A 7,435-nucleotide genomic window follows, 5' to 3' on the forward strand; every position below is an offset into this window, starting at 1 on the left:
AACATGATCTCTATCTATGATTGTGAATGAATAAAAGAAAGTCGAGTATATCAACTCCGACCTGGTTAGGTAATAGCAATTAACCGATAAAACGATAATCGGCTAAACTTCAAGCACAAAACGAAGAATTTCCTCTTCCTGAGTTTTTAATGCACTAGAACTTAGGCTAGAATCTCGGGCTCAACACAACACAGTAAAGGAAAGTAGCATGATCACCCTTCACACTAATTTTGGTGACATCAAGATTCAACTAAACGAAGAGAAAGCGCCAGAGACTAGCGCAAACTTCCTTCAGTACTGCCGCGATGGCTTTTACGACAACACTCTTTTCCACCGTGTTATTGACGGTTTCATGATCCAAGGTGGTGGCATGGAACCTGGTCTACGTGAAAAAGCATCACGTGCACCTATCAAGAACGAAGCAAACAACGGCCTAAGCAACAAAGTGGGTACACTTGCTATGGCGCGTACTATGGAACCGCATTCAGCAAGCTCTCAATTCTTTATCAACGTAAACAACAACACATTCCTAGATTTCCGTAGCGAAAGCCTAGATGGTTGGGGTTACTGTGTATTCGGTGAAGTTGTAGAAGGCATGGACATCGTAAATAAGATCAAAGGCGTTAGCACTGGTTCTTACGGCATGCACCAAGACGTACCTCTAGAGGACGTAGTAATCACTGGTACAACAATTGAAGAGTAATTCGTAAGAATTATTTCTAAGAGATAAGTTAATGGGGAGGCATCGCTTCCCCTTATTTCTATGACAACATTATTTATTTCCGATCTTCACCTCACCCCATCGCGTCCGGATATTACGGAATGTTTTGTGACGTTCATGCGAACAGAAGCAACGAAAGCCGATGCACTTTATGTATTAGGCGATCTGTTCGAGTTTTGGGTTGGAGACGATGACAAAACTCCTTTTGCCAATCAAATCCGTACAGAGTTCCAGCAACTAACAAAGACTGGCGTTCCTGTTTATTTCATTCAGGGCAATCGCGACTTCCTATTGGGAAAACGCTTCTGTAAAGAGACAGGCATTACATTATTGGATGAAGTTAGCCTCATAGACCTTTATGGTACGAAAGCAGTTATTCTCCACGGTGACACCCTGTGTACTGACGACATTGATTATCAAAAATTCCGTAAGACTGTTCATCAACCTTGGTTGCAATGGCTGTTTAATCACATTCCGTGGTTTATTAAGAAGAAAATTGTCTCAAAAGTTCAATCCGATATTCGTGATGATAAAATGAGCAAGCCTTTAGATATCATGGACGTCAATCAAAATGAAGTCGAGAAAGTGATGTCTCAGAATTGCGTCAACTTAATGATTCATGGTCACACTCATCGCCCGAATACACATTTTTTTGACGTCGATGGCGTTAAAAAGACCCGGATAGTTTTAGGGGATTGGTATACGCAAGGCTCAGTTTTACAAGTAAATTCTGATGGCTTTGACCTACAAACGAGACCATTCATACAGAATTTGCGTTAAGCATGTAGAGCGTGTAGAAGATTCACGCTCAAGTCGTAGATATTTTGTAAAAAATCGCTATTATCATAATACTAAGTTAAACAGAACGAAGTACCTAATTGAAGTATTCTTACGTAGCTCGCCAACCGATTCTGGATAGAGAAAAACGAACCATAGGTTACGAACTTCTCTTTCGAGACGGTCCTAAAAATACCTTCCCTGAAGTAGAACCAGAGCTGGCTACTAGTCGACTGCTATCCGATCATTTTTTGTCGACACATTACAACACATTAGGGAACAAACTTGGCTTTGTTAACTTTCCGCATCAAAGCTTGGTGAATCTGGTCCCAACTCTGTTTCCCAAAGAGTCTCTCGTCATTGAAGTCCTTGAAGATTGTGAACCGACAGAGGAGCTGCTAGAAGCCATCAAGCACCTTCATGAATGCGGATACAAAATTGCTTTAGATGATTTTGTACCGACGAAGGCTTGGAAACGTTTTCTTCCATATGTTTCCATGATCAAGTTTGACATTCGCCTCGTACCGATCAAGAAAGCCGCTATTTTTATTCAGGCATTAAGCCCATTTAAAATCGACTTTCTTGCGGAAAAAGTAGAGACCTACGAAGAGTTTGAGCAAACTTTAGAAGCCGGCTTTAACTATTTTCAAGGATATTTTTTCAGCAAGCCTGAGATGATCCAGAAAAAACGGTTGAACCCCGCGTTTCTTACAGTCATCCAACTTTGTAAAGAGATTGCTGATAAGCCCATCGACTTCAATGAGGTTGAACGTCTGTTTTCGATTGATGTGACGCTGTCATACAAGCTGCTTACTTACGTTAATTCAGGCTATACATTAACGACCAAGATTAAGTCGTTCAGACAAGCGCTTATTTATCTGGGTGAAGAGCGACTACGACGCTTTATTTCCTTAGTTGCCATTGCGTCCGTTCAAGAAGATAAACCAGATTCTCTTTACTCCTTGGCGATTCAGCGTGCAAGAATGTGTGAACTGTTACTTAGTCAAATGAACACTAGGTATGACCTTGGGCAGGCTTTTTTGACAGGCATGTTTTCTTTACTCGGATCTTTGCTTGATCAACCGCTCTCGGATGTCATTGAAGATATCCCCGTTGACGAAGATATAAAACTCGCATTAACCAGTCGAAAAGGCGTACTTGGTCACTTACTTTCGATGACGATCGCCTATGAACAAGCGGACTGGGAGTTAGCCGAGCGATATTGCACCGTTCTTAAATTAACCGAACCTCAATTAGCAGACGCTTTTAATCAATCGACGGAATGGGCTCAAGAACTGCTGTCTCAAACGCCCTAAATCGCTATAATGCCTCACCTCCAGCCTCGCAATTGTGAGGTTGTTTGTTTTTACCGCTTAATTAATCGAGATTTCATTTTATGGCTTCTTCTTGCCCTTGCGGATCTAACCGCACCTACTCACAGTGTTGTGAAATCGCCCACAATAACCATGCTGACGTCATCACTCCAGAGCAGTTAATGCGCTCTCGTTACAGTGCGCATGTGTTAGGTCTAGTCGATTACGTGGTCAACACTTATCATCCAATCTGTAATGCAGAAGAGCAACGTGAAGGCATTGCCCAATCTATCGACAGCGATTGGTGCAAACTTGAAGTTGTAAAAACAGAAGCTGGCAGTAATGACAATGAAGGCTTTGTAGAGTTTAGCGCTTATTTTGATGAAGACGGCAAACGCTACTGTATGACAGAGCGTTCCCGCTTTGTAAAAGAAAGTGGGCTTTGGTACTACATTGACGGCACATTTCCAGAAGAAGAGCCAGAAGATGAACCTGTACAAGATCCACGCTTAAACCAGCCAGTGAGTAGCCTAAAAGTAGGTCGCAACGACCCGTGTATCTGCGGAAGCGGTAAGAAATTTAAGAAGTGTTGTGGGTAAAGCATCCACGCTTAGCTTATTGAGCTCGCTTTAATTAGATTCCTGATCCCGCCTAGGCTCGTTGGAGTGACGTGAATATATGTACCTGTTTGAAGTAAATAACTCTACTGCAAGCACCAAAAGAAAATATACCGTCATTCTGGGCAGCGAGGGACGAGTGTGATTCAGAATCTAATCGCCACTAGCATTGTTGCCGGTTTTTCACCGAATCAAGGACACTACATTAAAAAAAGCCCCTAGGCTCGAGAGCATAGGGGCTTTCATTTATCTATAGCAAGATTACTTATGACGCTCTTTCAGTTTGTTCACTACGTCATTCATCGATAAGCCTTGGTCTTGAAGCAATACCAGCAAGTGATAAATCAAGTCTGCTGATTCACACACTAACTCCTCCTTATCGCCCGACGTCGCCGCAAGCGCGACTTCAACGCCTTCTTCGCCCACTTTTTGCGAAATACGCTTGGTGCCACGGGCATAAAGACTGGCAGTATAAGAGGAATCTGGATCGGCACTCTTGCGGGCAGCCAGTAGCTGCTCAAGTTGATGAAGCCACACCATTTGTGACTCCTCTTGAGGGTCCACATCCCAGCAAGTTGTGTTACCCAAGTGACACGTAGGACCAATGGGATTCACTTTCACCAGTAGCGTATCGTTGTCGCAATCGAGCTGAATGTTCACCAATTGCAATACGTTGCCAGAGGTCTCACCTTTCGTCCAAAGACGTTGCTTGGTACGAGAGAAAAACGTCACTTGACCTGTTTCGCCCGTTTTTGCCAACGCATCTTGGTTCATGTAACCCATCATCAGCACTTGGCTTGATTGGAAGTCTTGTACGATGGCAGGTACCAGACCATCCACCTTTTCCCAGTTGATTCGCTCAGCTAGCGAACTTACTTCGGCGGCTTTTACACTCATAGTCGTACCTCAATGCCTTGTTGTTTCAAATACTGCTTTAATTCACCAATGTTGATGACTTGTTTGTGGAATACCGATGCGGCAAGCGCGCCATCCACATTGGCTTTTTGGTATGCTTCCGCAAAGTGCTCCATAGCACCCGCGCCACCCGATGCAATCAGCGGTACATTACATACTTCGCGCACCATATTCAGTTGTTCGATGTCGTAGCCGTTACGCACACCGTCTTGGTTCATCATGTTCAGTACGATTTCACCAGCGCCGCGTTTTTGTACTTCTTGCACCCAATCACGTGTTTCCCATTGGGTCGCTTTGGTGCGTTCTTCATCACCAGTAAACTGGTAAACCTGATACTTGCCCGTCTCTTTGTCGTAGTATGAATCGATACCAACGACGATACATTGCACACCAAACTTATCAGCAAGGTCAGTAATCAACTGAGGGTTCGCCAAGGCAGGAGAGTTAATAGATACCTTATCTGCACCAAACTCAAGAATGCGCGCCGCGTCCTCTGCTGATTTAATGCCACCAGCCACACAGAAAGGAATATCAATCACTTCTGCAACGCGAGCGACCCAACTTTTATCAACGACACGCCCATCACTTGAAGCGGTAATATCGTAGAACACAAGCTCGTCAGCGCCTTCTTCAGCATAACGCTGCGCCAGAGGAACGATGTCGCCAATGATTTCGTGGTTGCGGAACTGAACGCCCTTCACCACTTGTCCATCACGAACATCAAGACATGGAATTATTCGCTTTGCCAACATGCAAACGCCTCCTCTGCTGTGAACTTACCATCTAACAATGCACGACCAACAATCACACCAGCAACACCGCTGCCTTTTAGTGCTTCGATATCCGCTAATGAGCCAATGCCGCCTGAAGATTGGAACTGCACTTGTGGGTACTGTTTACATAAGTCGACGTAAAGCTCAACGTTTGAGCCTTCTAGCGTACCGTCACGAGAAATGTCCGTACAAAGCACGTGCTGTAGACCTACCGTTAAGTAATCGTTGATAAGCGATTCGATGGTAACGCCTGAATCTTCTTGCCAACCAGAGATCGCCACTTTACGTGTGCCGTCTTGGTCGATATTGATATCTAGCGCGAGAACGATTTTCTCTGCGCCGTATTTTTCCATCCAACCTTTCACAAGCTCTGGTTGTTTTACTGCTGTAGAACCAACAACAACACGCTGAGCACCAGCTTCTAGCAGATCAATCACGTCTTGCTCTGTACGTACACCGCCACCAATTTGGATCTTTGCTGGTGTGCTTGCCAGTAGCTTTGCAATCAAATCAAGCTGGCGTGCTGTCGTGTCTTTCGCGCCAGTTAAATCCACTAAGTGTAGCCAGTTAGCACCTGCTTGGTGGTACAAATTAAACTGCTCTGCTGGGTCGACTTTGTACTCGGTTACTTGGCCGTAATCACCTTGATAAAGGCGAACCACCTGTCCTTCAATTAAATCAAGAGCTGGAATAATCACACTAAATCCCTTTTATAATTCTAAGAAGTTTTGAATAAGCTTCGCGCCCGCTTTTGAAGAACGCTCAGGGTGGAACTGCACACCGTAGTAGTTGCTGCTTTGTACTGCTGCTGTGAACGGGTTGCCGTACTCACATTCCGCAATCGTGTAATCCCCAACTGGCATCGCAAAGCTGTGCACGAAGTAGAAATACTCTCCTTCTTCAATACCTTTGAAAAGTGGATTACCTGCTTTTGCAGACACTGTATTCCAACCCATATGCGGCAGCGGCAAATCGCCAGTTTGTAGCAGCTTCACTTCGCCATCACAAAGTCCAAGACACTCAACTAACTCGTCTGCTTTCTGGCCTTTTTCTTGAGACACTTTGCCCAACAATTGCATGCCTAAACAGATACCTAGTAGCGGCTTCTCTACCTGTTTCACCAAGCTGATAAGATCGCGCTCTTCTAGGTTCTTCATCGCTTCACTGGCAGTTCCCACGCCCGGTAGAAAGAGCTTGTCAGCCGCCAATACAACTTGTGGATCTTTTGAAATCGTTACGTCATAACCTAGGCGTTCAATAGCAAATTTCACCGAAGAGACGTTGGCACAGCCCGTATCGATAATGACAACTTTCTGTTCTGTCACTGTTTTTCTCCTTGCTAAGGTTAGCCTTAAAGTACGCCTTTACTACTCGGTAGCTCAGTGCCTTCTACTTTGATTGCTTGGCGCAGAGTACGACCAAACGCTTTAAATAGGCTCTCAATGATGTGGTGATCATTGTTGCCCGCAGAAGAAAGGTGCAGTGTACACGCTAGTGTGTCAGTTAAAGAACGGAAGAAGTGAACCACCATCTCTGTTGAAAGGTCCCCCACTTGCTCACGACTAAACTGCGCGTCGAACTTAAGGTAAGGACGACCAGATAGATCTAGTGCACATTGTGCCAAGCACTCATCCATTGGCAGGCTAAAGCCAAAGCGACCAATACCACGTTTGTCACCCAGTGCTTCTTTCAATGCTTGACCCAACGCAAGAGCGGTATCTTCGACCGTGTGGTGATCATCAATGTGTAGATCACCATCTACTTTGCACACCATCTGGAATCCACCGTGCGTCGCAATTTGATCCAACATGTGGTCGAAGAAACCAAGACCCGTTGAGATATCGTTACCGCCTTGCTCATCAAGATTAACCGCAACTTTGATGTCCGTTTCTTTCGTGGTACGAATAACTTCAGCAACACGAGCTTTCACCGTCAGATCTTTCAGGATCTGTTTCCAACCCATGGTTTCTGGGTTGTATTGAATACCACGAATTGCCATGTTTTCTGCAAGTTGAAGATCGGTTTGACGATCGCCAATCACAACAGAGTTTTGGAAATCAACTTTGCCACCTTGAAGGTACTCTTTCACCATGCCTAGCTTAGGCTTACGGCAAGAGCAGTTATCTTCTTCAAAGTGAGGACAAATCAACACGTCATCGAACTTCACACCTTGAGACTCGAAGATCTCCATCATCATATTGTGCGGTGCATCAAAATCAGCTTGTGGGTAGCTGTCAGTACCCAAACCATCTTGGTTAGTGACCATCACTAGACGGTATCCAGCATCCTGCAACGACAACAGGCTTGGGATAACAAATG

The 7,435-nt window shown here is 44.8% G+C and carries 9 protein-coding genes; 4 read left to right on the plus strand and 5 right to left on the minus strand.

The window, feature by feature from the left end; translation table 11 throughout:
• Positions 1–208 precede the first annotated feature (208 nt).
• The 4 genes from CAG69_RS20625 to CAG69_RS20640 all read left to right on the plus strand — a co-directional run bounded on the left by CAG69_RS20625 (position 209) and on the right by CAG69_RS20640 (position 3,410).
• Entirely contained in the window at positions 209–703 is a 495-nt protein-coding gene (locus tag CAG69_RS20625) for a peptidylprolyl isomerase (protein WP_005390900.1), read from the plus strand.
• 60 nt (positions 704–763) lie between these two features.
• Positions 764–1,501, plus strand: coding sequence for a UDP-2,3-diacylglucosamine diphosphatase (gene lpxH, locus CAG69_RS20630; RefSeq protein ID WP_006743038.1), 738 nt, complete (start codon positions 764–766; stop codon positions 1,499–1,501).
• 98 nt (positions 1,502–1,599) lie between these two features.
• Positions 1,600–2,814 carry an EAL and HDOD domain-containing protein gene (locus CAG69_RS20635; protein ID WP_161445989.1) on the plus strand — a complete coding sequence of 405 codons (1,215 nt, stop codon included), beginning with the start codon at positions 1,600–1,602 and terminating at the stop codon, positions 2,812–2,814.
• Positions 2,815–2,894: 80 nt separating this feature from the next.
• Positions 2,895–3,410: a YchJ family protein gene (locus CAG69_RS20640; protein ID WP_161445991.1), complete on the plus strand. Its 516-nt coding sequence runs from the start codon at positions 2,895–2,897 to the stop codon at positions 3,408–3,410.
• Positions 3,411–3,689: 279 nt separating this feature from the next.
• Here the strand turns inward: CAG69_RS20640 and hisIE are convergent, their stop codons facing one another.
• The 5 genes from hisIE to hisB form a co-directional block, all read right to left on the minus strand.
• A complete protein-coding gene (hisIE, locus tag CAG69_RS20645) occupies positions 3,690–4,325 on the minus strand; it encodes a bifunctional phosphoribosyl-AMP cyclohydrolase/phosphoribosyl-ATP diphosphatase HisIE (protein ID WP_161445993.1) in 636 nt (211 codons plus the stop codon).
• Positions 4,322–5,095, minus strand: coding sequence for an imidazole glycerol phosphate synthase subunit HisF (gene hisF, locus CAG69_RS20650; RefSeq protein ID WP_004749837.1), 774 nt, complete (start codon positions 5,093–5,095; stop codon positions 4,322–4,324). Before hisF ends, hisIE begins: the two co-directional genes overlap by 4 nt.
• On the minus strand, positions 5,077–5,814 hold the full coding sequence (gene hisA / locus CAG69_RS20655; RefSeq protein WP_161445995.1) for a 1-(5-phosphoribosyl)-5-[(5-phosphoribosylamino)methylideneamino]imidazole-4-carboxamide isomerase: 738 nt from the start codon (positions 5,812–5,814) through the stop codon (positions 5,077–5,079). The genes hisF and hisA overlap by 19 nt, the downstream gene beginning before the upstream one ends.
• A gap of 12 nt (positions 5,815–5,826) precedes the next feature.
• On the minus strand, positions 5,827–6,441 hold the full coding sequence (hisH, locus tag CAG69_RS20660; RefSeq protein WP_145474247.1) for an imidazole glycerol phosphate synthase subunit HisH: 615 nt from the start codon (positions 6,439–6,441) through the stop codon (positions 5,827–5,829).
• A gap of 26 nt (positions 6,442–6,467) precedes the next feature.
• Positions 6,468–7,435: bifunctional histidinol-phosphatase/imidazoleglycerol-phosphate dehydratase HisB (gene hisB, locus CAG69_RS20665; RefSeq protein WP_161445997.1), on the minus strand; the 968-nt coding region annotated here is incomplete at its 5' end.

The organism is Vibrio sp. V43_P6S15P86, from assembly GCF_009904725.1.
Taxonomy (GTDB): Bacteria; Pseudomonadota; Gammaproteobacteria; order Enterobacterales; family Vibrionaceae; genus Vibrio; species Vibrio diabolicus.

Coding starts and splice junctions, on each gene's coding strand:
- CAG69_RS20625 (WP_005390900.1), top strand. CDS start 209: ATGATCACCCTTCACACTAATTTTGGTGACATCAAGATTCAACTAAAC.
- lpxH (WP_006743038.1), top strand. CDS start 764: ATGACAACATTATTTATTTCCGATCTTCACCTCACCCCATCGCGTCCG.
- CAG69_RS20640 (WP_161445991.1), top strand. CDS start 2,895: ATGGCTTCTTCTTGCCCTTGCGGATCTAACCGCACCTACTCACAGTGT.
- hisIE (WP_161445993.1), bottom strand. CDS start 4,325: ATGAGTGTAAAAGCCGCCGAAGTAAGTTCGCTAGCTGAGCGAATCAAC.
- hisF (WP_004749837.1), bottom strand. CDS start 5,095: ATGTTGGCAAAGCGAATAATTCCATGTCTTGATGTTCGTGATGGACAA.